Origin of the sequence: Bacillus sp. SIMBA_031 (assembly GCF_046535225.1) — a bacterium.
Classification (GTDB): Bacteria; Bacillota; Bacilli; order Bacillales; family Bacillaceae; genus Bacillus; species Bacillus velezensis.
Map to the genome: position 1 here is coordinate 1 of NZ_JAWRXC010000441.1, position 256 is coordinate 256.

At 66.4% G+C, this 256-nt stretch carries 1 protein-coding gene; it reads right to left on the bottom strand.

What is annotated here, in order from left to right:
* Positions 1 to 202, bottom strand: a 202-nt coding sequence (locus tag SB724_RS20965) for a hypothetical protein (protein WP_410572892.1), incomplete at its 3' end; no start/stop codon positions are given.
* Between the last annotated feature and the right edge of the window lie 54 nt (positions 203 to 256).

Below are 256 nucleotides of genomic sequence, written 5' to 3' on the forward strand. Positions count from 1 at the left end.
CATCAGGACGTGCGGCGGACGCCAAGGAATGGCCTTCCTTCCCTGACGCTGTCTGATCGGCCTCGAGTTCCCGGTCCAGTTCAGCTTGGGTCGCTTGACCGTGGGCGGCCAGCGCTTGCCACATGCTCCAGCGCAGCTCGGCGTCCACCGCCAAGCCGTTAATAACCGTGCCGCCGTCGAGTATGCCGCGTAGCAAGTCCAACTCGCTGTCCCCGTGCCGCGAGACAGTCGCCAGCGTTCGGGCCCAGGCGAGCTG